This is a genomic window from Kitasatospora sp. NPDC096204, from assembly GCF_044763205.1.
Lineage (GTDB): Bacteria > Actinomycetota > Actinomycetes > Streptomycetales > Streptomycetaceae > Kitasatospora.
On the sequence record NZ_JBIWFT010000036.1, the window covers coordinates 43869 to 70723 of the forward strand.

The window sequence follows — 26855 nt, forward strand, 5'->3', positions numbered from 1 at the left end:
CGGCTCCCTCCCGGCCCGCGAGCGGGTCGGGAGGGGCGCGTCGGGGCGGGGTGCGCACCCGGGTGCGCACCCCGCCCCGGCCCATCCTCGGGCCCGTGCGACGGCATCTGTTCGGTATCAATTCGCCCAGGGCGTAGGGCAGACCTGGCGAAGAGGACGGAATCACGGGCCCGGCAGAGTACCGTCGGATAGCGAGACCGAGCGCCGTCGGCGTTGACGGTCCACAGCACCAGGCCCCGGAACCCTGCGGGGCCCCTGGCGAAGGGGAAGCACCTCGTGGCACGCATCGGAGACGGTGGCGACCTGCTCAAGTGCTCGTTCTGCGGCAAGTCGCAGAAGCAGGTGAAGAAGCTGATCGCCGGCCCAGGCGTGTACATCTGCGACGAGTGCATCGACCTGTGCAACGAGATCATCGAGGAGGAACTCGCCGAGACCTCCGAGGTGCGCTTCGAGGAACTCCCGAAGCCGCGCGAGATCTACGAGTTCCTGGACCAGTACGTGGTCGGCCAGGACCTCGCCAAGAAGGCGCTGTCGGTCGCCGTCTACAACCACTACAAGCGCGTCCAGGCCGGTGAGGCGGGCCGCAGCGGTGGCAACGGCCGCGAGGACGCCATCGAGCTGGCCAAGTCCAACATCCTGCTGCTGGGCCCCACCGGCTCCGGCAAGACGCTGCTGGCGCAGACCCTGGCCCGGATGCTGAACGTGCCGTTCGCGATCGCGGACGCCACCGCGCTGACCGAGGCCGGCTACGTCGGCGAGGACGTCGAGAACATCCTGCTCAAGCTGATCCAGGCGGCCGACTACGACGTCAAGAAGGCCGAGACCGGGATCATCTACATCGACGAGATCGACAAGGTCGCGCGCAAGAGCGAGAACCCGTCGATCACCCGGGACGTCTCCGGCGAGGGCGTGCAGCAGGCCCTGCTGAAGATCCTGGAGGGCACCACCGCCTCGGTGCCGCCGCAGGGCGGGCGCAAGCACCCGCACCAGGAGTTCATCCAGATCGACACCACCAACGTGCTGTTCATCGTCGGCGGCGCGTTCGCCGGCCTGGAGCGGATCATCGAGGGCCGCGCGGGTGCCAAGGGCATCGGCTTCGGCGCCAACATCCGCTCCAAGCGGGAGTCGGACGCCAGCGACCACTTCCGCCAGGTGATGCCCGAGGACCTGGTGAAGTTCGGCATGATCCCCGAGTTCATCGGCCGTCTGCCGGTGATCACCAGCGTGCACAACCTGGACCGCGAGGCGCTGCTCCAGATCCTCACCGAGCCGCGCAACGCGCTGGTCAAGCAGTACCGCAAGCTGTTCGAACTGGACGGCGTGGAGCTGGAGTTCTCCCGGGACGCGCTGGAGGCGATCGCCGACCAGGCGATCCTGCGCGGCACCGGCGCGCGCGGTCTGCGGGCCATCATGGAGGAGGTGCTGATGTCCGTGATGTACGAGGTCCCCTCGCGCCAGGACGTCGCCCGCGTGGTGGTCACCGGTGACGTGGTCTCCAAGCACGCCATCCCCACCCTGGTGCCGCGCGACATGATCAAGCGCGAGCGCCGGGAGAAGAGCGCCTGACCCGAAGACCCGCAGACGAGAGGGGCCCCGCACCGGATCCGGTGTGGGGCCCCTCCTCGTGCGCGCGGGCGCTACCTGGCGACCTTCATGGCGTCCCGGATCGCCCGGGTCCGCTCGGCGGCCTGGGTGACGGTGAGGGCCTGGGCGCCCCCGCCGGCGGAGACCTTGGTGAAGGTCACCCGGGCGTAGGTCGACTTGTCCGCCCAGATGCAGACCGTGGACTGGGTCTTGAGGGCCTGCAGCGTGTAGACGCCGCAGGAGAGCCGGCCGTTGGAGGCGTGGCCGTCCTGGGCCGGGAAGTCGGCCAGCGGAGTGCTCCAGGAGAGGCCCGAGCCGCCCTTCTTGGAGTCCTCGATGATCTGGTCGGGGTCGTTGATCGTTCCGTACAGGCCGGCCACCGAGATGCCGTCCGTCGGGTCGCCGCCCTTGTTGTAGGTGGCGACCACGACGTTGAGGTTGCTGCCGTACTTGTCGGCGTCCTTCGCGTCGGGCTTGGACGGGTCGACGGCCTCCTCCTTGGCGGTCTTCTGGACGTAGCCCTCCGGGAGGTTCTGCGGGGTGGAGATCTTGTAGCTGCCGCCGGAGTCGCTGCCGCCGGAGCCGCCGAGGAACTTCCAGGCGGCGAAGCCGCCGCCGCCCAGCACCAGCGCGCCGACCACCAGCCCGATCACCAGGCCGCCCTTGCCCTTGGGCTGCTGGGGCGGCGGCGGGTAGCCCGGCTGGCCGTACGGCGCCTGCGGCGGCACACCGTACGGCTGCTGGGGCGCGCCGTAGGGCTGCTGCGGCGGCTGACCGTACTGCGGCTGGCCGTACGGCTGTTGGGGTGCGCCGTAGGCCTGCTGGGGCGGCTGACCGTACTGGGGCGGCTGCCCCCCGTACTGCGGCGGCTGACCGCCGTAAGGCTGCGGCTGTCCCTGCGGGTACTGCTGTCCCTGGCCGTACATCTGCGTTCGTGCTCCCCCGCCGCACCCGCGGCCTGTCGTGGTGTCCGGTCGTTCCGGACCCGTCCGGTCCACCGGACGGGTTTTCGGGCACGCTACCGCACGGGTGCCGGGCGGGGGCCGTCCGGCGGCGGCCCGCCCGGGCGCGCCGAAAGCCGTTTCGTCACCCTCCCCCCCGTTACGTAAACTGTGCGTCGTGACCGACACGACGAACCAGCGCCCCGTGAGCACCTCTGCCGGGGACGAAGCAGCAACCCTCCCGACGACCTACACCCCCGCGGACGTAGAGGGCGAGCTGTACGAGCGCTGGGTGGAGCGTGGGTACTTCGCCGCGGACGCGAAGAGCGACAAGCCGCCGTTCACCATCGTCATCCCCCCGCCGAACGTCACCGGCAGCCTGCACCTGGGCCACGCCTTCGAGCACACGCTGATCGACGGCCTGGTCCGCCGCAAGCGCATGCAGGGCTACGAGGCCCTGTGGCAGCCCGGCATGGACCACGCCGGCATCGCCACCCAGAACGTGGTCGAGCGCGAGCTCGCCAAGGAGGGCAAGTCCCGCCACGACCTGGGCCGCCAGGCCTTCGTCGAGCGCGTCTGGAAGTGGAAGGCGGAGTCCGGCGGCCAGATCTCCGGCCAGATGCGGCGCCTGGGCGACGGCGTGGACTGGTCCCGCGAGCGCTTCACCATGGACGAGGGCCTGTCCCAGGCCGTCCAGACCATCTTCAAGAAGCTCTACGACGACGAGCTGATCTACCGCGCCGAGCGCATCATCAACTGGTGCCCGCGCTGCCTGACCGCCATCTCGGACATCGAGGTGGAGTACCAGGACGACGACGGCGAGCTGGTCTCGATCCGCTACGGCGAGGGGGAGAACTCCATCGTCGTCGCCACCACGCGTGCCGAGACGATGCTCGGCGACACCGCCGTCGCCGTCCACCCGGAGGACGAGCGCTACAAGCACATGGTCGGCACCGAGATCGAGCTGCCGCTGACCGGCCGCCGGATCCCGATCGTCGCCGACGCCCACGTCGACCCGGAGTTCGGCACCGGCGCCGTCAAGGTGACGCCCGCGCACGACCCGAACGACTTCGAGATCGGCCAGCGGCACAACCTGCCGAACATCGCCGTCATGGACGAGCACGCCGTCATCACCGTGCACGGCCCGTTCCTCGGCCTGGACCGCCTGGAGGCCCGCTCGGCGATCGTCGCCGCGCTGCGCGCCGAGGGCCGGATCGTCGCCGAGAAGCGCCCGTACGTCCACTCGGTGGGCCACTGCTCGCGCTGCAAGACCACCATCGAGCCGCGGCTGTCCATGCAGTGGTGGGTCAAGGTCGGCCCGCTGGCCCAGGCCGCCGGCGACGCGGTCCGCGACGGCAAGGTCAAGATCCACCCGCAGGAGATGGAGAAGCGGTACTTCGACTGGGTCGACAACCTCCACGACTGGTGCATCTCGCGCCAGCTGTGGTGGGGCCACCGCATCCCGGTCTGGTACGGCCCGAACGGCGAGATCGTCTGCGTCGGCCCCGACGAGCAGCCGCCGACCGGCGAGGGCTGGCACCAGGACACCGACGTCCTCGACACCTGGTTCTCCTCCGGCCTGTGGCCGTTCTCCACGCTCGGCTGGCCGGAGCAGACCGAGAGCCTCGCGAAGTTCTACCCGAACTCCGTCCTGGTCACCGGCTACGACATCCTGTTCTTCTGGGTCGCCCGGATGATGATGTTCGGCCTCTACGCGATGGACGGCACCCCGCCGTTCCACACCATCGCGCTGCACGGCATGGTCCGTGACCAGAACGGCAAGAAGATGTCGAAGTCCTTCGGCAACGTGGTGAACCCGCTGGACTGGATGGACAAGTACGGCTCCGACGCGCTGCGCTTCACGCTGGCGCGCGGTGCCAACCCGGGTGTCGACGTGCCGATCGGCGAGGACTGGGTCCAGGCGGCCCGCAACTTCGCCAACAAGATCTGGAACGCCACTCGCTTCGCACTGATGAACGGTGCCACCGTCGAGGGCCCGCTGCCCGCGCCGGAGGAGCTGACCGCGACCGACCGCTGGATCCTGTCGCGCCTCAACAGCACCGTCGCCGAGGTGGACGCGCTGTACGAGGACTACCAGTTCTCCAAGCTCTCCGAGGCGCTGTACCACTTCGCCTGGGACGAGGTCTTCGACTGGTACGTCGAGCTCTCCAAGACCACCCTGGCCAAGGGCGGCCCCCAGGCCGACGCCGCGCGCCGGGTGCTCGGCGAGGTCCTGGACGTCACGCTGCGCCTGCTGCACCCGATCGTGCCGTTCGTCACCGAGACCCTGTGGACCACGCTGACCGGCGCCGAGTCGGTGGTCATCGCCGACTGGCCGCAGGACAGCGGCTACCGTGACGCCGCGGCCGAGGCCGAGATCGCCACGCTGCAGCAGGTGGTCACCGAGGTCCGCCGGTTCCGTTCGGACCAGGGCCTCAAGCCGGGCCAGCGCGTCCCGGCCCGGCTGGAGCTGGCGGGCACCGTGCTGGCCGTCCACGAGGACGCGATCCGCTCGCTGCTGCGGCTGACCGTCCCGGAGGAGGGCTTCGCGGCCACCGCCTCGCTGCCGGTGGCCGGCGCCACCGTCGCGCTGGACCTCTCCGGCACGATCGACGTCGCGGCCGAGCGCAAGCGCCTGGCCAAGGACCTCGCGGCCGCCGAGAAGGAGAAGGCCCAGACCACCGCCAAGCTCGGCAACGAGGCGTTCCTCGCCAAGGCGCCGGACGAGGTGGTCGCCAAGATCCGGGGCCGTCAGGAGGCCGCCGAGGCCGACATCGCCCGGATCACCGCCCAGCTCGCGGCGCTGCCGCAGGGCTGAGCCGCCGGTTCCGCCGAAGGGGCCGTACTCCGCGACGCGCGGGGTGCGGCCCCCGGCGTTTTCCGGGGCCGCCTTCCGAGGCCGCCTTCCGGGGCGCTTTCACTACGCCTAATAGCCCAGCAACATTGCTCCCTTCCGGCGAATTATCATCCTGCGACCGGGTGAGGTCCTATTCCGAGCGAATTGATTCCGGTCTTGCCCGCGCGCGTTCGCGGAAGTTTGCAGGTCAGCTGTGTACCGTGTGCACGGAGTTTCCGAATGGGCGTTTCCGCTGAGCGTTCCTGCTGAGCGACGGACGGGAGGGCACGGCGTGGTGGTGACCGAGGAGTTGGCCGACGAACTGCCTGCCGAGGCGGTCGAGGAGGCCAAGGCCAGGGCGGCGACCCTGCTGCTCGCGTTCCGGCACGGCAACCAGGTCGCGTTCGACCACGAGCTGGACCTGCTGTTCGCCGAGCACGCCGAGCGCGAGGTGGCCACCCTGCTCGCCTGGATCGCCGCCGAGGCCGTCCGCAAGGCGTACGCCCCCGAGGTCGGCGACAAGGTGCTGCGGGCGATGGCCCGGCGCGCCCCCGAGGACACCGGCGCGGTCGAGGTGGACGAGGAGACCGCGAACGCCGCCCAGTTGATCGAGGCGGTGGCGGCCGGCGAGGTGGCCGAGGTCCGCGGCCTGGTGGCGGCGACGCCCGACACCACCTTCCTGCTGGGCGGTCTGCTGCAGGGCGTCGCGATGATGCTGCCGCTGCTGCCCGACGGTGAACTGGCCGAGATCACAGCCGAGTTGCGCCGTCGGCACGGCGGTTCCGCGCACGTGCCGGAGGCCCGGGCCGGGGTCTGACCCCGGGCCTCCGGCAGGCCGGTCGCGCCGGTTACGGCATGGCGTGCAGGTGCGAACCGACGGTGTTCGCGACCGGGTTGCCCGCCTTGGCGTCCCAGTTGGTCGACCAGGTCATCGCGCCGCCGATGCCCGGCCAGGTGGTGTCCGGCTTGTAGCTGCCGCAGTTGGTGCCGGAGGCGAGGCAGTCCAGCGCGCTGTTGACCGTGCCGGCGGCGAGGTACCCGCCGCCCGCGGCGCTGGTGGAGGCCGGCACCCCGAGGCCCACCTGGTCGGGCCGCAACCCGCCCTTGAGTTGGATGCAGGCCAGCGCGGTGAGGAAGTTCTCGGTGCCCTGCGAGTAGACGTTCCCGTCACAGCCGTTCATCGCACCGGAGTTGTAGTACTGCATGTTGACGATGGTGAGGATGTCCTTCACGTTCAGCGCCAGCTTGAAGTACTCCATGCCGGTCGACTGCATGTCGATCGTCTGCGGGGCCATGGTGAGGATGAACCCGCTCCCCGCCTTTGCCGCCAGGGCGTGCAGGGCCTGGCCCATGTAGGTGGAGCTGATGCCGTTCTCCAGGTCGATGTCGATCCCGTCGAAGCCGTAACTCTGCATCAGCGTCCAGGCGGTGCTGGTGAAGTTCGCGGCGGAGGCGGAATCGCCCACCCAGACCGTGCCGTTCTGCCCGCCGATGGAGAGCACCACACGTTTCCCGGCCGCCCGCTTGGCCGCGATGTCGGCCTTGAACTGGGCGTCGGTGTAGCCGCCGAGGCGGGAGGAGAGGGTGGGGTCGAGGGTGAAGCTCAGGCCGCCGCGGGTGGCGGTGGCGTCCGCGAAGGAGACCGCGATGATGTCGTAGGCGGCCGGGACGTCGCTGATCCGCTGGACGGTGGCGCCGTTGTCGAAGTTCTGCCAGTAGCCGGTGAGGATGTGCTTGGGCAGGTTCGGCGGCCTTCCGGTGGACGTGGCGGTGGGGGAGGGGCTGCCGGTGCCCGTGGCGGTGGGCGTCGGGCTGGGCGAGGCGGTGGCGGTCGGGCTCGGGGACGGCTGCGGTCCGCCGGGCCCGAGCAGTGAGACGTCGTCGTCGGCGAAGGCCGGCTGCCCGTACCAGCCGTGCAGGTAGACGGTGACGCTGGTGGTGTTCGGGCCGGTGCTGAAGCTCGTGCTCAGTTGGGTCCAGCCGGTGCCGCCGGGGGTCCAGGTGCTCGGGTCGGTGCCGCCGGTGCCGCGGGCGCCCAGGTAGACGTACGAGCCCTGGACCCAGGAGCTCAGGGTGTACGAGGAGGAGGGCTTCACCGGGACGGTCTGGGTGCACTCGCCGGTGTCGCCGCCGCCCGGGGTGGACTGCAGGGCGTACGCGCCGGAGTGGGTGGTGGTGCTCTGGACCGTGCCGCTCGAACAGGTCCAGCCGGACAGGTTCCCGGTCTCGAAGCCGCCGTTGGTGATCAGGTCGGTGTCGGCGGCGTGGGCTCCGGTGCCGCCGGCGAGCACGAGCCCGCTCAGGCCGACGGCGAGGGCGCTCGCACCGGCGAGCAGCGAGTGGACGGCGCGGGTGCGCCGGTGTCGGGCAGGTGGCATGACTCCATCTCCAGTGGGGGAGGCCCGGCGGCGCCTCGTGGGGGAGGAACGCCGTCCGGGGTGTCGATGGTGCGCTTGCGGGAGCTACCGACAACTCAAGTCCCGGTCGGGAACGGAGACTTGCCTCACAAGGTGGAGTAGACCAATTCCGCTGTCAAGAGGACCCGGGCGGCCGCCGGCTCGACCTCGGCCCATTCCGGCGCGGCGGTCGGCGCGGTCGGCGCGGCGATCCGGGCCGAGCCGGGCTGTCGCCGTACGGGCTCGGGATGGCCGACGAGGTCGGTGGGATCAGTCCGGCGACCCGTGGCGAGGTGCTCCTCGCAAACAAAGGCCAAAAGCCCCTATTGGCTGCAAATCGATGCCTCATTGCGGGTCGAGTCGCTAAATCAATAGTAAAGGGGCGAAACTAGATGATCAGGGGAAAGAACGGGCAAAGTGGTCGTTCTCACCCCGTGAGGAGGATCCGTCGGCGCTCCGTAGACTGTGGTCGTGAGCGACAAGGCCGACCCGAACCCGTACACCATCCGCCCCGCCGACGGCGGCACCGGCGACGCCCTGCGCGACGTCGAGGTGGAGCTCTCCGAGCGCTGGCCGGAGAACAAGCTGGAGCCCTCGCTCGACCGGATCGAGGCGCTGATGGACATCCTGGGCCAGCCCCAGCGGTCCTTCCCCTCCATCCACATCACCGGCACCAACGGCAAGACCTCCACCGCCCGGATGATCGAGCAGCTGCTCAACACCTTCGAGCTGCGCACCGGCCGTTACACCAGCCCGCACGTGGAGTCCGTCACCGAGCGGATCAGCCTGGACGGCGCCCCGATCACCCCCGAGCGCTTCGTCGAGGTCTACCGCGACATCGAGCCCTACGTGCAGATGGTCGACGCGGCCCAGCCGGTGCCGATGTCCTTCTTCGAGGTGCTGACCGGCATGGCCTACGCGGCCTTCGCCGACGCCCCGGTGGACGTCGCCGTGGTCGAGGTCGGCATGGGCGGCTCCTGGGACGCCACCAACGTCATCGACGCCGCCGTCGCGGTGATCACCCCGATCGGACTGGACCACACCGACAAGCTCGGCGAGACCACCGGCGAGATCGCGGGCGAGAAGTCCGGGATCATCAAGTCCGGCTCCGTCGCCGTCGTCGCCCAGCAGCAGCTGGACGCCGCCCAGACCATCCTGCGCCGCGCCGTCGAGGTGGACGCCACGGTCGCCCGCGAGGGCATGGAGTTCGGCGTGATCCGCCGCGAACTCGCCGTCGGCGGCCAGCTGGTGACGCTGCGCGGACTCGGCGGCGAGGAGTACGAGGACGTCTTCATCCCGCTGCACGGCGAGTACCAGGCGCACAACGCGGTCCTCGCACTCGCCGCGGTCGAGGCCTTCTTCGGCGTCGGCGGCGCGCGCGGCGGACAGCTGGACGTGGAGAAGGTCCGCCAGGCCTTCTCCGGCGTCTCCTCGCCGGGCCGCCTGGAGGTCGTCCGCCGCAGCCCCACGATCGTCCTGGACGCCGCCCACAACCCGCACGGAGCCCGCGCCACCGTGGCCGCGCTCACCGAGTCCTTCGGCTTCACCCGGCTCGTCGGCGTGATCGGCACCTCCGGGGACAAGGACGTGGCCGGCGTGCTGGAGGCCTTCGAGCCGATCCTGGCCGAGGTCGTCATCACCCAGAACTCCACCCACCGCGCGATGGACGTCGACGCGCTCGCCGCCCTGGCCGTCGAGGTCTTCGGCGAGGACCGCGTCCAGGTCGAGCCCCGGCTCGACGACGCCATCGCCGCCGCCGTCACCCTCGCCGAGGAGGAGGGCGACCTCGGTGGCGCCGGGGTGCTGGTCACCGGTTCGGTCATCACGGTGGGCGAGGCCCGCCTGCTGCTCGGGAGGAAGTGACATGAGGACGCTCTGCTCCTCGACGCTGATCGGCGAAGCGCTCCTGATCATGTTCGCGGCGCTGGTCGCGATGCGGCTCTCCGACGTCTCCACCGGGGAGATCTGGACGGTCAGCGGCATCGCGATGGCCCTGTGCATCGCGCTCTGCGGCATGATCAACCGCCCCGGCGCGGTGCAGATCGGCTGGGCGCTGCAGATCGGACTGATCGCCGCCGGCTTCATCCTGCCGACCATGTTCGGCCTCGGTGTGGTCTTCGCCGGCCTGTGGTGGTGCTCCGTTCACTACGGCCGCAAGGTGGACGACTTCAAGGCCGCCCGGGCCGCCGCCGAGGCCGCCGCCGTACACGCCTGAGGCCCGGACCGGCCGACCGACACGCCGTGTACGCAAGGTAACCTCTGCCCTGTCGGCACCGCTTGTCGACCCGACTGTCTGCCGAACCGAATCCCCAGGAGACGCACCGTGTCCCAGCGCACTCTCGTCCTGCTCAAGCCCGACGCCGTCCGCCGCGGCCTGGCCGGCGAGATCATCAGCCGCATCGAGCGCAAGGCCGGCTGGCGCTTCGCCGCCATCGAGCTGCGCACCTTCGACCGGGCGACGCTGGAGCAGCACTACGCGGAGCACGTCGGCCGCCCGTTCTACGAGCCGCTGCTGGAGTTCATGACCTCCGGTCCGTCGATCGCGCTGATCGTCGAGGGCGAGGAGGTCGTCAAGGGCATCCGCATGCTGGCCGGCGCCACCAACCCGCTGGAGGCCGGGGCCGGCACCATCCGCGGCGACTACGCGACGATCACCCGCGAGAACCTGATCCACGCCTCCGACTCCCCGGAGTCCGCCGAGCGCGAGATCAAGATCTTCTTCCCCGCGCACGCCTGATCCGGCGAGCCGGAACCGGGCGACACGCCCGGGGGGACGTTAGTACCGCCCCGGTCGGGACCATTGGCCCGGCCGGGGCATTCTTATCGTGAAATAGGGAACTGGCAGCGCCGACACGGCGTCCCAATCCTCGGAGAAGCGATCAGGCCCCGGACAATGGACGGTATGCCCCACGTCGACGTCCGTACCGCGCGGCGTGACTACGATGGACGCGACTCAAGGGCCCGGTAAGGCAGCTCAGCTGGTCTCCGCCCAAGCGTGGGCGCGCATTCGTCCACCCCCCCATGAACTCCGAGCCCGGGAAGGCACCCACACCCCATGGCGAGCAACCTGTCGTTCATCGGCCGCGACTTGGCGATCGACCTCGGAACAGCCAACACGCTGGTGTACGTCAGGGGCAAGGGCATCGTCCTGAACGAGCCGTCCGTCGTCGCGGTGAACACCAACACCGGCGGGATCCTCGCCGTCGGCGCCGAGGCCAAGAAGATGATCGGCCGGACCCCGGGCAACATCGTCGCCATCCGTCCGCTCAAGGACGGCGTGATCGCCGACTTCGAGATCACCGAGCGGATGCTGCGGTACTTCATCCTCAAGATCCACCGCCGCCGCTACCTCGCCCGCCCCCGCGTCGTGGTCTGCGTGCCCTCCGGCATCACCGGCGTCGAGCGCCGCGCCGTCATCGAGGCCTCCTCCCAGGCCGGCGCCCGCCAGGTGCACATCATCGAGGAGCCGATGGCCGCCGCCATCGGCGCCGGCCTGCCCGTCCACGAGGCCACCGGCAACATGGTCGTCGACATCGGCGGCGGCACCACCGAGGTCGCCGTGATCTCCCTCGGCGGCATCGTCACCGCCCAGTCCATCCGGGTGGCCGGCGACGAACTGGACAACGCGATCGTCCAGCACATCAAGAAGGAATACTCGCTGCTCCTCGGCGAGCGCAGCGCCGAGCAGATCAAGATGAGCATCGGCAGCGCCTTCGGCCTCGAAGGCGAGAAGGACGAGCACGCCGAGATCCGCGGCCGCGACCTGGTCAGCGGCCTGCCCAAGACCGTCGTCATCTCCGCCGCCGAGGTCCGCGAGGCCATCGACGAGCCGGTCAACGCGATCATCGACGCGGTCAAGACCACCCTCGACCAGTGCCCGCCCGAGCTGGCCGGCGACGTCATGGACCGGGGCATCGTGCTCACCGGCGGCGGCGCCCTGCTGCGCGGACTGGACGAGCGGCTGCGCCGCGAGACCGGCATGCCGATCCACATCGCGGAGAACCCGCTCGACTCCGTCGCGCTCGGCTCCGGCAAGTGCGTCGAGGAGTTCGAGGCGCTCCAGCAGGTACTCGACGCCTCGCCGCGTCGTTGACAGGCCGCCGCACCACCGGTACCACGCGTCACATCCGACACTCGACTGAACGGGTCGCCGCCCGGGCCCCACAGCCCCGGGCGGCGACCGGGTACGAAGGGGCAGTACCAGCACCGTGAGGGACACACGAGAGAGCCGGCTGCTGCTGATCCTGCTGGTGGCCGTCGCCTTCGCGCTGATCACCGTGGACATCAAGGGCGGTGAGGACTCCCCGCTCGGCCCGGCCCGGCACGCCGCCGCCGGCGTCCTCGGACCGGTCGAGCGCGGCGCCGCCACCGTCGTCGACCCGGTCGCCGACACCGTCCGCGCCTTCCGGGACGCGGCCACCGACAGCGGCCGCACCGACCAGCTCGCCCGCGAGAACACCGAACTGCGGCAGAAGCTCGCCTCCTCCGACATGGCCACCGGGCGCACCAAGCAACTGGACGACCTGCTGCGCACCGCCGGCTCCGGCGGCTACACCGTCAAGGCCGCCCAGGTCATCGCGATCGGCCCGGCCCAGGGCTTCTCCTGGACCATCACCATCGACGCCGGCAGCGACGACGGCCTCACCCGCGACATGACGGTGATCAACGGCCAGGGCCTGGTCGGCCGGATCACCACCGTCGCCCCGACCACCGCCACCGTGCTGCTCGCCTCCGACCCCGGCTTCTCGGCCGGCACCCGGCTGGAGGGCACCGGCGAGATCGGCTTCGCCTCCGGCGGCGGCGACAGCCCGATGAAGGTCTCCCTGCTCAACGGCAAGGCCCAGGTCAAGGCCGGCGACCGGCTGGTCACCTTCGGCTCGCAGAGCGGCCGTCCGTTCGTGCCCGGCGTCCCGGTCGGCAAGGTCACCGAGGTCCAGGCCAACGCCGGCCAGCTGACCAAGACCGTCCTGGTCGAGCCCTTCGTCCAGTTCACCCGGCTGGACCTGGTCGGCGTGGTGGTCGTGCCGCCGCGCACCGACCCGCGCGACGCCGTCCTGCCGCCGGCGCCCGCCCCGGGCCAGCCGGCCGCCGCGCCGGGCCAGGTCCCGGCCGCGCTCCCCGGCCAGGCCCCGGCCGTCGCGCCCGCCGCCCCGCCCGCACAGCCCACTGGGGGGAACTGAGCCATGCGCCTCGCCCGCATCCCCGTCTCCGCCGGCCTCGTCCTGTTCGGCCTGATCCTCCAGGTCAGCGTCTTCGGCCGGCTCCAGCTCCCGGGAGCCACCCCGGACATACTGCTGCTCGTCGTGGTCGGCCTCGCCATGGTCTACGGGCCCACCGGCGGCTGCCTGGTCGGCTTCTTCGGAGGCCTGCTGGCCGACCTCGCGCCGCCCTCCGACCACGCGATCGGCCGCTACGCGCTGGTGCTCTGCCTGATGGGCTACGCCGCCGGACTGCTGCGCCCCGACCACGGCCGCCAGCGCTCGGTGGCCGGCTCGCTGCTCGTGGTCGGCGGCGCGGCGGTCGCCTCCACCCTGCTCTACGCGACGGTCGGCGCCCTGGTCGGCGACACCGCGGCCCGGCACGTCGGCCTCGGCGGACTGGTGATCAGCGCCCTGCTCTACGACCTGCTGCTGGCGCCCTTCGTGGTGCCGCTGGTGATGTACCTCGGCTGCCGCTTCGGGCGCGACCCGGTGACCGCCGCGGACGACGACGAGGGCGGCTCCGGTCTGGGCACGCTGTCCCGCTACCGGACCACCCGCGAGGCCTCCACCTCCGGTCCGTCGTACAAGAAGCGGCGCGTGCCCGGCTTCGCCCGCCGCCCGTAACCGGCCCGGCCCCGACCACCCGACCTCCCCGCATCCTGGAGCGCACGAGACGTGAGCAACATCCCCGAGACCGGACGCACCCGACGGGTGACGATCCGTCTGGTGGTGCTGCAGATCCTGGTGCTGTCGCTGCTCGCCACCCTCGGCGGGCGGCTGTGGTACCTGCAGATCCGCAACGCCAAGGAGTACACCGCGAAGGCGACCGGCAACCACATCCGCGAGGTGGTCGAGCCGGCCGTCCGCGGCGAGATCCTGGACGCGTCCGGGCGGGTGCTGGCCGGCAACGAGACCCGGCTGGTGGTCTCGGTCAGCCGCACCTCGCTGCTGCAGCAGAAGGACGGCGGCAAGGCGGTGCTGTCCCGGCTGGCCGAGGTGCTGGGGATGCCCGCCAAGGACGTGCAGGAGAAGGTCCGGCTCTGCGACGCCAAGACCTCGCAGCCCTGCTGGAACGGTTCGCCGTACCAGCCGATCCCGGTCACCAAGGAGGCGACCACCCAGCAGGCGATGCAGATAATGGAGCGCCGCGAGGACTTCCCCGGGGTCACCGCGCAGCCCACCGCCGTGCGCCGCTACACCGGCGCCGAGGGCGCCAACATGGCCCAGGTGCTCGGCTACCTCTCGCCGGTCACCGACGAGGAGGTCAGCAAGACCGCCGGCAAGAGCGGCCTGGACCGCTACCTGCCGGCCGACCAGATCGGGCGGGCGGGCCTGGAGTCGGTGTACGACCGCGACCTGCGCGGCACCGCGGGCATCACCAAGCTGGAGGTCGACAACCTCGGCCGGGTGATCGGCAACGCCGGCACCGTCGCCCCGCAGACCGGCGACAACCTGGTCACCAGCATCGACGCCCGGGTGCAGAAGGTGGTCGAGGACAACCTGGCGCAGGCCATGAACGACGCCAGGAACACCTTCGACAAGGTCACCAACCGCAACTACGAGGCCGACTCCGGCGCCGCCGTGGTGATGGACGTCCACACCGGGCGGATCGTCGCGATGGCGAGCGCCCCGACCTACGACCCGAACCTCTGGGTGGGCGGCATCAGCGGCAAGGACTACCAGTCGCTGACCAGCAAGGAGTCCAACTTCCCGCTGCTGAACCGGGCCATACAGGGCCAGTCCGCCCCCGGTTCGACCTTCAAGGTCATCTCCACCACCGCCGCCGTGCAGGCCGGCTACTCGCTGGACGGCCGCTACGACTGCCCGAAGAGCATGACCATCGGCGGCCGCGAGTTCAAGAACTTCGAGAGCGAGAACTTCGGCCAGATCTCCCTGGAGAAGGCGCTCGAGGTCTCCTGCGACACCGTCTTCTACGGCCTGGCGTACGACCAGTGGATGAAGGACGGCGGCATCAAGCCCAAGAAGGACCCGGGCGACTGGTTCTTCAAGACCGCCCACCAGTTCGGCCTCGGCGCCAAGACCGGCATCGACCTGCCGGCCGAGGTGTCCGGCCGGGTGCCGGACCGGCAGTGGAAGCAGTCCTTCTACGACAACAACAAGGACGCCTGGTGCGCCCAGGGGCAGAAGGGCGGCAACAGCTACTCCGACCAGATCGCCCGGGAGAACTGCGTCGACGGCTACCAGATGCGCGCCGGTGACGCCGTCAACTTCGCGATCGGCCAGGGCGACACCCTCGTCACCCCGGTCCAGATGGCCCGGATCTACTCGGCGCTGGCCAACGGTGGCACCTTCTACCGGCCGACCATCGCCAAGGCCGTGATAAGCCCGGGCGGAGACCTCGTCCGCGAGATCGCCCCGCAGGCGGACGCCCAGTTCCCCGGCGACCAGAAGCTGCTCAGCTACATCGACCAGGCCACCGAGAGCGTCATCAAGTCCGGTACCGCCGCCTGGAAGTTCAACGGCTGGCCGCAGGACAAGATCGCGCTGCACGCCAAGACCGGCACCGCCGAGGTCGAGGGCAAGCAGACCACCTCCTGGCTGACCACGTACAGCAAGGACTACGCGGTCGTCATGACGATAAGCCAGGGCGGCACCGGCTCCGGCGGTTCCGGTGACGCCATCCGCCGGATCTACCAGGCGCTGTACGGCGTGGACGACAAGGGCACCATCGACAACGGCAAGGCGCTGCTGCCCGCGCCGCAGACCGAGCTGCCGAAGTTCAACCCGGACGGCACCGCGATCATCAAGCCGGTCACCTACGGCGCCGGCCAGGCGGCGGGCGTCCAGGGTCAGGGTCAGGCCCAGACCCCGGCCCAGCTCCAGACCCCGGCCCAGCTCCAGGGGGCGGGCGCCGCCCCGGCCGTCGTGCCGGCCGCCGGGCTGCCCGACACGGACGCGGCGCAGCCGGCCCCCGCGACGGCCTTCCTCGACCAGACACCGCCGACCGACCGTCCGGCGTCGTACACCGCGGCCGACGCCGCGCTCGAACCCTCGCGCGGACCGGGAAGGGGACGGGCATGACCTCCTACGGCTCGTACCGGCAGCTGCGGCTGGCCCCGCAGCGCAGCGGGGTCTCCAAGGCCCTGGCCAAGGACTCCCCGCTCTGGCGGCTGGACTGGATACTGCTGGTGGCCGCGCTGGCCCTGTCGGCCGGCAGCTCGCTGCTGGTCTGGTCGGCCACCCGCGGGCGCGACTCGCTGACCCACGGGGACCCGCAGTACTTCCTGTACCGGCACCTGACCAACTTCGTGGTCGGGCTGGTGCTGTGCTCCGTGGTGATAGCGATAGGGAGCCGGCGCTTCCGCACGATCGTGCCGTTCCTGTACGTCGGCGTGATCGTGATGCTGCTGGCGACGCTCAGCCCGCTGGGCTCGACCATCAACGGCGCGCACTCGTGGATCCAGCTCGGCGGCGGCTTCTCGATCCAGCCGGCCGAGTTCGCGAAGCTCGCGATCGTGCTGGCGATGGCGGTCGTGCTGTCGGACCAGGTGGACGCGGGGGAGCGGGAGTTCCCCTCGCACCGGGCCGTGTTCCGGGGCCTGCTCTGGGCCGGCCTGCCGATGGCCATAGTGATGCTGATGCCGGACGCCGGCTCGGTGATGGTGATGGCCGCGATCGTGCTGGGCATCCTGCTCGGCTCGGGCGCCGCGAACCGCTGGGTGCTCGGCCTGCTGATGGCGGGCACCGCCGGGTGCGTGGCGATCTGGAAGTTCGGGCTGCTGAGCCAGTACCAGATCGACCGCTTCGCCGCCTTCGCCAACCCGCAGCTGGACCCGAACGGCGTCGGCTACAACACCGCCCAGGCCCGGATCGCGATCGGCTCGGGCGGGCTGACCGGCAAGGGGCTGTTCCACGGCACCCAGACCGTCGGGCAGTTCGTGCCGGAGCAGCAGACCGACTTCGTGTTCACCGTGGCCGGCGAGGAGTTGGGCTTCGTCGGGGCGCTGGCGATCATCGCGCTGGTCGGCGTCATCCTCTGGCGGGCCTGCCGGATCGCCCGGCAGGCGACCGACCTGTACGGGACGATCGTGGCGGCCGGGGTCATCGCCTGGCTGTCCTTCCAGGCCTTCGAGAACATAGGGATGTGCCTGGGCATCATGCCGGTCGCGGGCATCCCGCTGCCGTTCGTCTCGTACGGCGGCTCGTCGATGTTCGCGAACTGGCTGGCCATCGGGCTGCTCCAGGCGGTGCGGAGCCAGCGGCCGATAGCGGCCTGAGCGCGCTCCGCGGCGGGGCCGGTCCGGGACTTCCCGGGCCGGCCCCGCCGTCGTGTCGCGGCCCGTCGTGTCGCAGCCGGCGTGACCTGTCGCACGCGGTGCTGGACGCGGTGCTGGACGCGGTCTTGGACGCGCTCCTGGACGTGGGCCTAGCGGAGGCAGTCGGCGGTGGTGAGGACGGCGCGGGTCTGGTGCGCGAGTTGCTCCTGGACGGGGACCCAACGGGCGCCGAAGCGGTGGCGCAGCCGGTCCAGGCTGTCACCGACGACGGCGCGGGCGCGGTCCCGGGCGGCCTCGGCGGCGGGCCCGCGGTCGTCGGCGAGCAGCCGCAGCAGGACCGACGCGACCCGCAGCGGCACCCGGGCCGCGACCAGTCCGGCGGTGGTCACCCGGGAGACGGTGAGCGGCTCGGCACCCCAGCGCTCCAGCCACTCCGCGGCCACCCGCGGGGCCACCGCCAGACTGGACTCGGCGGTGCGCAGCAGGGCACCGGACGCCTCGGCGCCGTACGCCCGCGCGCCGTGCGCGGGGACGGCCGGGAGCAGGGCGGTGAGCTGCTCGGCGCGGACGGTGAGGTCGCGGGCGGCCGCCGCGAGGGCCTGCGCCCCGGCCGGGTGGGGGCGGGCGTCGCCGACCGCGTCGACGGCCCACATCGGAACCTCCAGGACCGCGCTGACCGCGCCGTACCCCGCCGCGTACGACCAGGTGGACAGCTCGGGCTCGTCCGGCAGGGCCCGGGAGCCCCCGGCGCCCGGGGGCGGCATCAGATAGGTGCCGGGGTCCGGGCTGGCCCAGCCGATCGCGTCGTAGGAGTCCACGTCGAGCGGGACGCCGGCCCGCTCCGCGGAGCGGGCGAAGCGCCCGGCCAGGCCCGGGACCGGGCGGGTGAGCTGGACGAACGCGCCGCCGAAGTCCACCCCGTGCAGCGAGCACTGGAGGAAGGGGCGCAGCTCGTCGATCAGACCGGTCAGCGCCAGGCTCTCCGGCATCGGTGGGCGGCCGGAGCCCGGGGCGGGCAGCAGTTCGGGCTGCTCCTCGAAGGAGGGGCGGAAGAAGTGCTCGTAGTGGCGCCGCATGGTGAGCGGGCCGTCCAGCCAGCCGGCGTTGAGCGAGGCGCCGTCCGGGTCGAGGCAGAGCAGCAGGTGCCAGGAGAGCCCGGGGCGGGCGGGACGGTCCAGCAGCACCTCGGCGAGCCGGACCGTCCCGGCGGTGCCGATCGGCTCGTTGGGGTGCGGGCCGCCGACCACCAGCACCGCGCGCGGCCCGCGGTCCACGGAGAGCAGCATCAGCGGGCGCCCGGCCCGGGAACGGCCCACCTCGCGCAGCCGGCAGCGGTCCGGGTGCCGCAGCGCGAGCCGCCGCGCGGCGGACTCGGCCTGGGCCGGCGTCGGGTAGCGGGCCGGCCGGGTGTCGAGGGGCCGGAGCGGGCGGATCCGCCGACCGGTGTCGGTCATGGTTCTCCTAGCGCCGGTCGTACGGCCGCCGGGGCGCGGGCGTGCGGGTGCGCCGCCGGGCACGGCGTGCGGGCGGGGGACGGGAACGGACGGGGCGGCACCGCGGGGCCGGGGAACGGCGGCCGAGCGGGGCGGGGCCTGGCAGGGCGGACAGGGCTGTGCTGCGGCGGCCCGTGGTGAGGGAAGAGGCGCGTCGGCCGGAAAACCGACGAGGGCCGAGCGTACGACTCAACTTCCTTGTCCGGAAGGGGTGCAGATCTCTTTGGCGGAGCCCTGTCAGTACCGCACGGCCCGTCCGGGCGTGTCAACGGCGGACGGCGCGGGCCGGCGGGCGCCCACCGCACGTGCCGGGGCGGGCCGGGGTGGGCCGGGGTGGGCACCGGCGGTCGGTGGCGGGTACCGGCGGGTGCGGGCGTGTGCGGGCGGACTCCGGCCGTCCGGGTCGCGCCGGAGCACGGAGGGCCCGTGAGCCGGGGCAGACGGCCCGTTCCCCGGATTGGGCTACCCTTGAGGGTCACCCCACCCGTGCCGGCTCTCGGCATCGAATCACGTCGTAAGGGTTCCTAGTACATGACTGTCGAATCGGTCTTCCCACGCCTGGAGGCCCTCCTCCCGCACGTCCAGAAGCCGATCCAGTACGTCGGCGGCGAGCTCAACTCGACCGTCAAGGACTGGGACGCCTGCGACGTCCGTTGGGCGCTGATGTACCCCGACGCCTACGAGGTCGGCCTGCCCAACCAGGGCGTCATGATCCTTTACGAGGTGCTGAACGAGCGCGAGGGCGTGCTCGCCGAGCGCACCTACAGCGTCTGGCCCGACCTCGAGGCACTGATGCGCGAGCACGGCGTCCCGCAGTTCACCGTCGACGCCCACCGCCCGGTGAAGGCCTTCGACGTGTTCGGTCTGTCGTTCTCCACCGAGCTCGGCTACACCAACATGCTGACCGCGCTCGACCTGGCCGGCATCCCGCTGGAGGCCAAGGACCGCACCGACGAGGACCCGATCGTCCTGGCCGGCGGCCACGCGGCCTTCAACCCGGAGCCGATCGCGGACTTCATCGACTGCGCGGTGGTCGGCGACGGCGAGCAGGCCGTCCTCGACATCACGGAGATCATCCGCGCCTGGAAGGCCGAGGGCCGCCCGGGCGGCCGGGACGAGCTGCTGCTGCGCCTGGCCCGTACCGGCGGGGTGTACGTCCCGAAGTTCTACGACGTGGAGTACCTGGCCGACGGCCGGATCGGCCGCGTCGTGCCGAACGCCCCGGGCGTGCCGTGGCGGGTGTCCAAGCACACCGTGATGGACCTCGACGAGTGGCCGTACCCGAAGCAGCCGCTCGTCCCGCTCGCGGAGACGGTGCACGAGCGGATGTCCGTGGAGATCTTCCGCGGCTGCACCCGCGGCTGCCGCTTCTGCCAGGCCGGCATGATCACGCGCCCCGTGCGGGAGCGAAGCATCACCGGCATCGGCGAGATGGTGGAGCGCGGGCTGAAGGCGACCGGCTTCGAGGAGGTCGGCCTGCTGTCGCTGTCCAGCGCCGACCACACCGAGATCGGCGACATCGCCAAGGGCCTCGCGGACCGATACACCGAGGACAAGATCGGCCTGTCGCTGCCGTCCACCCGCGTCGACGCCTTCAACATCGACCTCGCCAACGAGCTGTCCCGCAACGGGCGCCGCTCGGGCCTCACCTTCGCCCCCGAGGGCGGCAGCGAGCGCATGCGCAAGGTGATCAACAAGATGGTGTCGGAGGAGGACCTGATCCGCACCGTCGCCACCGCGTACGGCAACGGCTGGCGCCAGGTGAAGCTGTACTTCATGTGCGGCCTGCCCACCGAGACCGACGAGGACGTGCTCCAGATCGGCGAGATGGCGAAGAACGTCATCCAGAAGGGCCGCGAGGTCACCGGCCAGAACGACATCCGCTGCACCGTCTCCATCGGCGGGTTCGTGCCCAAGCCGCACACCCCGTTCCAGTGGGCCCCGCAGCTGTCCGCCGAGGACACCGACGCCCGCCTGGCCAAGCTGCGTGACTCGATCCGCGGCGACCGCAAGTACGGCAAGAACATCGGCTACCGCTACCACGACGGCAAGCCCGGCATCGTCGAGGGCCTGCTCTCCCGCGGCGACCGCCGGGTCGGCGCGATCATCCGCGAGGTCTACGAGGACGGCGGCCGCTTCGACGGCTGGCGCGAGTACTTCTCGTACGACCGCTGGATGGCCTGCGCGGACAAGGCCCTGTCCGGCACCGGCGTCGACGTCGACTGGTACACCACCCGCGAGCGCAGCTACGAGGAGGTGCTGCCCTGGGACCACCTGGACAGCGGCCTCGACAAGGACTGGCTCTGGGAGGACTGGCAGGACGCCCTGGAGGAGGTCGAGGTCGACGACTGCCGCTGGACCCCGTGCTTCGATTGTGGCGTGTGCCCCCAGATGGACACGGCCATACAAATCGGCCCGACGGGCAAGAAGCTGCTCCCGCTGACGGTCGTCAACGCCGCTGACCAGCAGAAGTAGGCGGCGGCGTGGGGGACACGGTGAGCGAGCTGTGTGACTTACTTCACAGTCTCTCGGAGGGTGAGCGGGAGCTCGTCCTGGGTGCGCTCGGCATGACGCGCGCCCCGGGCGGGCCCGGCCCTGCCGTCCGGGAGGCCCGGCAAGGCGACCGGAAGACCCCTCTGCCCGCCGCCCGGAGTGCCCCGGGCATCGAGTCCTCGATCGAGTGGGTCTGAGGGCTTGAGGCCACGCGTAGAGCCCTCGCCGAATCTCTCGGGGAGGGCTCTTCTGCTCGCTGGGCGTATCGGCCGCCTTCGGGTGATGGCTGACCGCGGTCAGCTACCCCCTATGAGTGACAGATGGGCGGCGGCCGACTTGGACAGGTTCTCCAGGATGGCCTTGCCCTTCTCGGCGGTGCCGAGCGAGGGGCGGCCGATGATGCCGTTGCGGGTGTAGCCGGCCATGCCCAGGGTGAGGAGATGGGGCCGCTCCGGGGCGTCGTGGTCGTCGTGCTCGACTCCGTCCCGGACGAGGTGGGGAGCGCCGTGGAGGAGCAGGGAGACTTCCAGCTCGCCGCCGTGCATGTCCTCGGCGCCGCTGCTCTCCAGGGCGGCGGCTTCGCGGGCCTGGTGCCAGTCCTCGCGGACCGGGAAGAGGGCGACGCGCGGGCCTTCGGTGTTGGCCTCCTGGACCACGTTGGAGAGGACGTAGTTCCCGCCGTGCCCGTTCACGATCAGCAGGCCGGGGACGCCGGAGGCCTGGAGGGACTTCCAGATGTCGTTGATCACGGCGTAGAGCGTGGCGGCGCTGATGCTGACCGTGCCCGGCATGTGGGCGTGCTCGTGGGAGCAGGACAGCGTGATGGGTGGCAGGAGGAACAGGTCGTAGTCGGTGGCGATCCGCTGGGCGATCAGGCTGGCGACGACGGTGTCGGTGGTCAGGGGCAGATGATCGCCGTGTTGCTCGAAGCTGCCGACCGGCAGCACGGCGATCTTGGCGCCGCGCCGGCGTTCGTCTGCGGAGGTGGCGGCCGTGATCAGTGCGTCCATGGGCCCAGCCTCTCCCATCGGGTCGTCAGCGGTCGAGAGGGCTTCCGCTGCTCATCAGTGCCAAGCGGTGGGTGAACGTGGCTACTTGGGGTACGGCGTTCCACCGCTGGAGGGCCTTGCCTGCGGCGGACAGTTCGGACATTGCGCGCGCCGACTCGGTGTCGACGGCGATGGACAGTGCGCGGTCGGCTGCGGCGGCTGCCTGCTCGGGTTCACCGGACACCGCGTAGGCCCGCGCCAGCCGGGAGAGGTAGACGCCCTGGTCGTTGCGGTAGACCGGCGGCAGAACTCGGAGCTCCGCCTCGAACATGCCCACGGCCGTGTGCGGGTCGCCGAGTTCGATCAGACAGTTCGCGCGCTGCATCTCGATATAGGTCGGTGTGCAGTAGGCGAGATCAAGAGCGTCGTCGGCGTGCGAATCGTCCGGCGCGGCCGCGATCTCGTGAGCCTCGTCGAACTTCGCCTGCGCGAAGCGAGAGTTGCCCATCATCGCGTGGCCCTGCGCCTCCTGCTGCGCCGCCAGTGCCCGGATCCGGTGAGTGGCCCCGACCGACCGTTGGGCCGCGCGAGCAAGGCTGACGGCTTTCGAGGCGTGCCGCTGGGCGGTGGCCTGGTTGCTCTTCCGGAAGAGCACGTAGGCGGCCATCACGTCGTCGCCGGCCTCCTGCGCCCACTCCATGGCGCGGTCCGACCAGAACAGGGCCCGGTCGAAGTCCCCGAGATCCTGGTTCAGCCAGCCCAGGAACTCCGCGGTGCGCGCGCCGATCGTGAGCAGTTCGTCGCGGGCGCGGCCCCCCGCGTCCTGTTGGAGGCGGTCGAGAAGTCGAAAGTGCCGTGTCACGGCGTCGAGCGCGTGGCGGGAGCCGAGCAGGTTCGCGGCTTTGTAGTGGCCGGGCATCGCACCGCGCAGATGGCTGACGAAGAGCTCGGGGTCGATCGGTGCGTTGAGGCCCGTCCCTCTGGCGGACGGCTCCGGCTGGCGGCGACGGGGCTGCTGGACCGGCGCCTCCAGCTCCCATGAACGAGAAGCCAGACCGAGCATTCGGCCCGGGATGTGAAGGCCGTCGGCGATCCGCTCGATGAGATCGATCTTCTCGATCCTGCGCTTCCCGGACATGACCTCACCGACCCGGCTCGGTGTCATGTCACAGGAACGGGCGATGAGCGACGGGTAGATCCCCGCCGTCTTGAGCAGCCGGAACACGGCGGCGAAGTCTCGCCCTCGACACGCAGCGATCATCTCCGGGTTGGACAGCAGACCCACTGGGAGCCGGTCCGGTACGCGAGCCTCGGTCACCACTGCCCCCGCTGTCGATCAGCAGCCGCTGCAAGCAAGTTGATTGGCTGTGAGTTTACCCACACTGGGTAACCAGCTTGGGTACGAAGTCCGCACGTCCTCCCGGCAGCCTGGAGCAAAGGGCCGGAACGTCCGGGTTTCGGGCCGCCAATTGGGCATCGGGAGGCGGTGCACGTGACCAGTTCGGGAGAACCCCCCGACGGTTCCGAACCCTACAAGCCGGCCCCCGGGATACCCGCGTTCGAGGCGAGGCTCACGCGGCACAGGCGGTCCGCCACGGTGGCCAGGAACCACCTGCGTGACTTCCTTCAGAACGTCCCGGGCGGCCCGGCCCTCATGGACGACGCCCAGCTGGTGCTCGGCGAACTGGTGGCCAACGCGGTGACGCACGCGCGTGTTTCGCCTGGGCGTGAGATCGCCGTCCGGTTCGAGGTGGTGTGCGACCACCTGCGGATCGAGGTGCACGACGCGAGCAGCGAGAAGCCCTCGATCCGGTGCGCCGCTGACCTGAGCGACGCGTCCGGGCGCGGCCTGTACCTGGTGGAGGCCCTGTCTCGGGAATGGGGCTTCGAGCCCCGGCCCGAAGGCATCGGAAAGATCGTTTGGGCCCTGATGGGCCCGGAAGGAGGTGTGGAATGAGCAGGCGGTCGTCCGAGGCGGCAACGCGGTGCTTCTACTGCGGCGCAGGGCTGAGCAAGGCGCTGACCCGAAGCATCGTGGTGAACGGCCAGACGGTAAGTGTCCACAAGTGGCACCCGCGCCGCGCGGGGGAGGTGCCGGGGAAGTGACGCCGCTTGGAGTCCCCGATGCGCCGGAGACGGTCTCCCCGTACACCTTGCCGGTGATCCTGGAAGTTCGCGGTGTCGCGGAGCCCGAGCACTTCGGCAAGCTGCCGGAGGCGATGGCCGCGCTCCTGACCGCGGTCGGCACGCTTCCGCTCGGCCCGGACCAGCAGGCCTACTTCGCCGAGCTGTTCGGGCCGTGGGAGGAGCAGACGATCGGGCAGCGGCTTGCGACGCACGGAGAGGTGAGGGCTTTGGCCTTCCTCGACCTGACCCCGACCGTCGTCCGCCTGTACTCCGCTGGCCCCGGGAGGCCCCAGTGATCCGGCACCTGCGGACCTGGTGGGACCGGGTTTCGACCTGATGGCTGCTGGACGGCCAGTTCTCCTGGCCGGTGCGGGCAGTCTCGCCGAGCTGGCGGGCCGCGCATCGTGACGCGGTGGCATGGTTCGCAGAGCCTGGGTTCGTCGAAGAGCAGCGGTTGCTACTCATGCGGCAGATCTGGCGGGAGAAGACCGGCGTCGACGATCCGCTGCTCGACTTGACCGAGGCGGAGCTGTTCCGGCGGATCTTCGGCTGCGAGGAGCCGACCCGGGACCGCACCTGACCCTGATCAGGGACAACTGAAGACGTGCCAGACCACCCCGGAACCTTGGCGGGAGAGGGGTGGTCCGGTGGGTCGGAACCCGATGCCGATGGTATCGGGCTCCTCGGCATGCCAGTGCACGGACGGTCGGTTCGGTTCTTGACCAGGGGAGTTGAAGAACAGTTGGACGGGGACGACGACTTCGATGCGGAGTTGGCGGCGAGCCTCGACCCGGACTCGTGGGCGTGGCTGCCGGGCGTGGACTACGCGGCCGGCTGGAGGGTCGCGAGACGGACGGCGGACGAGGTGAACTCCCTGCTGGCAGCATGCGGCGTGGGTCGCTTGCAGCTACGGGCGATCGCCGACACCGACGCTCAGGGCGGAGCGCTGGTCCGCCTTGAGGGCGTCCTGGAGGGCTGGATGAGCCTCCAGGAGCTGCTCTGCCTGGCAGTCAACGTCCGCGGCGAACTGACATGACAGGGCCAACGTAGGGACCCGCTTGCACCGGCCTTTCAGTCCCGACCGGGATCCAGCGATGAGGGGCGGAAGGCGGGTTGTTCTACCCCATCTTTACAAGGACAGACGTTCGACACCCGGCGTGACCTGCGGCGCTCCCACCCTGCCGGTTCCCTGGCCACCTCGCCGCCGGCGCCCGCGATTCACCGCGACGTACCGCCCGTTCTGGCACGCCCGTGGCACGGCTGTCACTCGATGGTGGAGCTTTCCAATGGCTGCTCGCTGCGACTACACAGCCTCGATCTCGCCGATCAGTCTCCCCCACTCATCAATGATTTCCCTACCGTCAATCACTTGCCGAATGGCCGACTGGAGCTTATTCAGTGAGGATCTCAGAACACTGCTCTGCCGCGCAGGGATCTTTACGCTTTCCAGCAACTGCTCCAGCTTTGGAAATGTTTCGCGAGATGCCTCAACAAGGCCCAAAATGACCGCAAAGAAATCCCTGACGGCCCGAGCATCGTCCCCGACGAGCCCTCCTTCGGAGGCCAGTCGAATAACAGCAAGGATTCCAGGGTCGATGGCAACCAGCTCTGCCGAATACTTGGAGCTCAGCTCCACATATCGAGAGATTGGATCTTCGAGCGAATCTTTTAGGCGGTGCGCAGCCGCCAATCGTCCGGCAAATCCCCCTCCATGCGTATCGGAATCACCCATATCCACGGTAGCTTGCTGGGCCTTTTCGCCGATTTCCCTCGTTACCTCAGAGATTGCAAGAAGTGTTTCCGCCCACTTGGGCATCGCAACCTCAGCCTCGGCCATAACGTCAAGGAAGCCCGGCTCGTCCTGATTCTCCACTTCCGACCCCGGGCCGCCCACAGTGACTGGTAGCGAAAGAATGGGGGCAACTTGGGCCGTGTCGATGATCTGCTTCAGGCGTGACGCCAGGTCGTTGATTGCCCGACGATAGCGCTGCGAACCCTCGTCCTCGAGACGTAGATCCCGCCAGTCGACCCACTGGCGCCGCGCGATGAGTGACACTACCTCGTCGCTCGATTGACCGTCGGTCAATGGCGGCACATCAACGTAATGAATCGGCAGTAGGAAGTCATCCAGGCCGAGGCTTGAAGCTTGGCCGGAAAATGCCAGAACCTCCCGTCGACACTCCTGGCTCATGAAGAACTTAGGGGTGATGACAGGGATCAAGAATGTGACGCTAGAAAGGGCCAGGTCAATGCGAGCCCGCCACGAATCCCCCCAAGCAATGTCATCCTTGTCTACGAATACGGCGAGCTCCTCGCCCGCAATGAGTTCGAACGCGTTTCCGATCGACCTGGCAAGTCGGACAATCCGGCCGTCAACCAGCTCATTGTCCCGGTGACTGTATGACCAAAATCCAGCAGGACCGTTGCCATTCATGCGGCACATGGTAGGGCAGCCGCACCTGTCCCTGCACTGCGACTTGACAAAGGGTGGTGGAGCGGTTTTGGCCGGTGTCCTGCCTGGTTTGGGGTCGAGCATGATCGGGGGGCCGTAAGCTGC

22 protein-coding genes are annotated in these 26855 nt (G+C 70.3%); 16 read left to right on the forward strand and 6 right to left on the reverse strand.

Annotated features, from left to right (window positions below):
• Positions 1–276: 276 nt before the first annotated feature.
• The gene (gene clpX, locus ACIQ87_RS31215; RefSeq protein WP_045696864.1) at positions 277–1566 is read left to right on the forward strand and encodes an ATP-dependent Clp protease ATP-binding subunit ClpX; all 1290 of its coding nucleotides are present in this window, start codon (positions 277–279) and stop codon (positions 1564–1566) included.
• Between the two features lie 71 nt (positions 1567–1637).
• Here clpX and ACIQ87_RS31220 read toward each other — a convergent pair whose 3' ends face one another.
• Complete coding sequence (locus ACIQ87_RS31220) at positions 1638–2510, reverse strand: hypothetical protein (protein ID WP_402413211.1); 873 nt, start codon at positions 2508–2510, stop codon at positions 1638–1640.
• Positions 2511–2703: 193 nt separating this feature from the next.
• On the opposite strand from ACIQ87_RS31220, the gene ACIQ87_RS31225 reads away from it, so the two are divergent.
• Positions 2704–5343, forward strand: coding sequence for a valine--tRNA ligase (locus ACIQ87_RS31225; RefSeq protein WP_402413214.1), 2640 nt, complete (start codon positions 2704–2706; stop codon positions 5341–5343).
• A gap of 310 nt (positions 5344–5653) precedes the next feature.
• Positions 5654–6178: a hypothetical protein gene (locus ACIQ87_RS31230; protein ID WP_402413218.1), complete on the forward strand. Its 525-nt coding sequence runs from the start codon at positions 5654–5656 to the stop codon at positions 6176–6178.
• 31 nt (positions 6179–6209) lie between these two features.
• On the opposite strand, the gene ACIQ87_RS31235 is transcribed toward ACIQ87_RS31230, so the two are convergent.
• Positions 6210–7739: a chitinase gene (locus tag ACIQ87_RS31235; protein WP_402413221.1), complete on the reverse strand. Its 1530-nt coding sequence runs from the start codon at positions 7737–7739 to the stop codon at positions 6210–6212.
• Positions 7740–8228: 489 nt separating this feature from the next.
• Between ACIQ87_RS31235 and ACIQ87_RS31240 the strand changes: the two genes are divergently transcribed.
• The 8 genes from ACIQ87_RS31240 to rodA all read left to right on the forward strand — a co-directional run bounded on the left by ACIQ87_RS31240 (position 8229) and on the right by rodA (position 17196).
• The gene (locus ACIQ87_RS31240) at positions 8229–9620 is read left to right on the forward strand and encodes a bifunctional folylpolyglutamate synthase/dihydrofolate synthase (RefSeq protein WP_402413224.1); all 1392 of its coding nucleotides are present in this window, start codon (positions 8229–8231) and stop codon (positions 9618–9620) included.
• A 1-nt stretch (position 9621) separates the two neighbouring features.
• Positions 9622–9972, forward strand: a complete 351-nt coding sequence (locus tag ACIQ87_RS31245; protein ID WP_402413226.1) for a DUF4233 domain-containing protein — start codon at positions 9622–9624, stop codon at positions 9970–9972.
• Between the two features lie 108 nt (positions 9973–10080).
• Positions 10081–10494, forward strand: coding sequence for a nucleoside-diphosphate kinase (ndk, locus tag ACIQ87_RS31250; protein ID WP_224277488.1), 414 nt, complete (start codon positions 10081–10083; stop codon positions 10492–10494).
• Between the two features lie 330 nt (positions 10495–10824).
• Complete coding sequence (locus ACIQ87_RS31255; protein WP_049648984.1) at positions 10825–11850, forward strand: rod shape-determining protein; 1026 nt, start codon at positions 10825–10827, stop codon at positions 11848–11850.
• A 115-nt stretch (positions 11851–11965) separates the two neighbouring features.
• On the forward strand, positions 11966–12937 hold the full coding sequence (gene mreC / locus ACIQ87_RS31260; RefSeq protein WP_402413229.1) for a rod shape-determining protein MreC: 972 nt from the start codon (positions 11966–11968) through the stop codon (positions 12935–12937).
• Positions 12938–12940: 3 nt separating this feature from the next.
• Positions 12941–13582 (forward strand): rod shape-determining protein MreD, encoded by a 642-nt coding sequence (gene mreD / locus ACIQ87_RS31265; protein WP_402413232.1) that lies wholly within the window; start codon positions 12941–12943, stop codon positions 13580–13582.
• A 51-nt stretch (positions 13583–13633) separates the two neighbouring features.
• Positions 13634–16000, forward strand: coding sequence for a penicillin-binding protein 2 (gene mrdA, locus ACIQ87_RS31270; protein WP_402413235.1), 2367 nt, complete (start codon positions 13634–13636; stop codon positions 15998–16000).
• Positions 15997–17196: a rod shape-determining protein RodA gene (rodA, locus tag ACIQ87_RS31275; protein ID WP_402413238.1), complete on the forward strand. Its 1200-nt coding sequence runs from the start codon at positions 15997–15999 to the stop codon at positions 17194–17196. The genes mrdA and rodA overlap by 4 nt, the downstream gene beginning before the upstream one ends.
• Before the next feature lie 149 nt (positions 17197–17345).
• Here the strand turns inward: rodA and ACIQ87_RS31280 are convergent, their stop codons facing one another.
• Positions 17346–18650 carry a M14 family zinc carboxypeptidase gene (locus ACIQ87_RS31280; protein WP_402413241.1) on the reverse strand — a complete coding sequence of 435 codons (1305 nt, stop codon included), beginning with the start codon at positions 18648–18650 and terminating at the stop codon, positions 17346–17348.
• 570 nt (positions 18651–19220) lie between these two features.
• Here ACIQ87_RS31280 and ACIQ87_RS31285 point away from each other — a divergent pair.
• Positions 19221–21164 (forward strand): TIGR03960 family B12-binding radical SAM protein, encoded by a 1944-nt coding sequence (locus tag ACIQ87_RS31285; protein WP_402413243.1) that lies wholly within the window; start codon positions 19221–19223, stop codon positions 21162–21164.
• A 314-nt stretch (positions 21165–21478) separates the two neighbouring features.
• Here ACIQ87_RS31285 and ACIQ87_RS31290 read toward each other — a convergent pair whose 3' ends face one another.
• Both ACIQ87_RS31290 and ACIQ87_RS31295 read right to left on the reverse strand, forming a co-directional pair.
• A complete protein-coding gene (locus ACIQ87_RS31290; protein WP_402413246.1) occupies positions 21479–22192 on the reverse strand; it encodes a creatininase family protein in 714 nt (237 codons plus the stop codon).
• 25 nt (positions 22193–22217) lie between these two features.
• A complete protein-coding gene (locus ACIQ87_RS31295) occupies positions 22218–23456 on the reverse strand; it encodes a hypothetical protein (protein WP_402413249.1) in 1239 nt (412 codons plus the stop codon).
• Between the two features lie 312 nt (positions 23457–23768).
• On the opposite strand from ACIQ87_RS31295, the gene ACIQ87_RS31300 reads away from it, so the two are divergent.
• The 4 genes from ACIQ87_RS31300 to ACIQ87_RS31315 all read left to right on the forward strand — a co-directional run bounded on the left by ACIQ87_RS31300 (position 23769) and on the right by ACIQ87_RS31315 (position 25334).
• Positions 23769–24128: an ATP-binding protein gene (locus ACIQ87_RS31300; RefSeq protein WP_402413252.1), complete on the forward strand. Its 360-nt coding sequence runs from the start codon at positions 23769–23771 to the stop codon at positions 24126–24128.
• Positions 24129–24273: 145 nt separating this feature from the next.
• Entirely contained in the window at positions 24274–24594 is a 321-nt protein-coding gene (locus ACIQ87_RS31305; protein ID WP_402413255.1) for a hypothetical protein, read from the forward strand.
• A 116-nt stretch (positions 24595–24710) separates the two neighbouring features.
• Entirely contained in the window at positions 24711–24878 is a 168-nt protein-coding gene (locus ACIQ87_RS31310) for a hypothetical protein (RefSeq protein WP_402413258.1), read from the forward strand.
• A 138-nt stretch (positions 24879–25016) separates the two neighbouring features.
• Complete coding sequence (locus tag ACIQ87_RS31315) at positions 25017–25334, forward strand: hypothetical protein (RefSeq protein ID WP_402413261.1); 318 nt, start codon at positions 25017–25019, stop codon at positions 25332–25334.
• 267 nt (positions 25335–25601) lie between these two features.
• On the opposite strand, the gene ACIQ87_RS31320 is transcribed toward ACIQ87_RS31315, so the two are convergent.
• The gene (locus ACIQ87_RS31320) at positions 25602–26732 is read right to left on the reverse strand and encodes a toll/interleukin-1 receptor domain-containing protein (protein ID WP_402413264.1); all 1131 of its coding nucleotides are present in this window, start codon (positions 26730–26732) and stop codon (positions 25602–25604) included.
• Positions 26733–26855: the final 123 nt, after the last annotated feature.

Coding starts and splice junctions, on each gene's coding strand:
- ACIQ87_RS31220 (WP_402413211.1), bottom strand. CDS start 2,510: ATGTACGGCCAGGGACAGCAGTACCCGCAGGGACAGCCGCAGCCTTAC.
- ACIQ87_RS31235 (WP_402413221.1), bottom strand. CDS start 7,739: ATGCCACCTGCCCGACACCGGCGCACCCGCGCCGTCCACTCGCTGCTC.
- ACIQ87_RS31245 (WP_402413226.1), top strand. CDS start 9,622: ATGAGGACGCTCTGCTCCTCGACGCTGATCGGCGAAGCGCTCCTGATC.
- mreD (WP_402413232.1), top strand. CDS start 12,941: ATGCGCCTCGCCCGCATCCCCGTCTCCGCCGGCCTCGTCCTGTTCGGC.
- rodA (WP_402413238.1), top strand. CDS start 15,997: ATGACCTCCTACGGCTCGTACCGGCAGCTGCGGCTGGCCCCGCAGCGC.
- ACIQ87_RS31280 (WP_402413241.1), bottom strand. CDS start 18,650: ATGACCGACACCGGTCGGCGGATCCGCCCGCTCCGGCCCCTCGACACC.
- ACIQ87_RS31285 (WP_402413243.1), top strand. CDS start 19,221: ATGACTGTCGAATCGGTCTTCCCACGCCTGGAGGCCCTCCTCCCGCAC.
- ACIQ87_RS31290 (WP_402413246.1), bottom strand. CDS start 22,192: ATGGACGCACTGATCACGGCCGCCACCTCCGCAGACGAACGCCGGCGC.
- ACIQ87_RS31320 (WP_402413264.1), bottom strand. CDS start 26,732: ATGAATGGCAACGGTCCTGCTGGATTTTGGTCATACAGTCACCGGGAC.